The organism is Pseudomonas sp. PME37.24/025, assembly GCF_055556615.1.
In genome coordinates this window covers 1-266 of sequence record NZ_JBVHNK010000249.1, presented here as the reverse complement: position 1 = coordinate 266, position 266 = coordinate 1, and the positions used below count along the sequence as shown (strand labels likewise).

At 71.1% G+C, this 266-nt stretch carries 1 protein-coding gene; it reads left to right on the top strand.

Annotated elements, in window-relative coordinates; genetic code table 11:
- The coding region (locus tag ACZ3HH_RS30245) for a hypothetical protein (RefSeq protein ID WP_465810287.1) at window positions 1–266 on the top strand (266 nt) is incomplete at both ends.

Below are 266 nucleotides of genomic sequence, written 5' to 3'. Positions count from 1 at the left end.
CTCGTGGGCGAGATCGGCAAGTGGATCCGCACGGGCGGCCCCCGCCGGCTGCACCGGCTGCCCGGCCGTGTTCGTACCCTGGTCCTCCACGGGGGACGGTGGAGACGCCTGCGCGCCTGGTTCGGCCGGTGGTCGCTCACGACGACCGGGCGCATCGTCTGGGCCGTCGTCATCTACGGCCTGATCACCCTGATCCCCTACGCGCTGTTCGTGAAGTACGTGGCGCTCGCGGGCGTGTCGAATCTGTCCGACACCGTGCCGGGCGA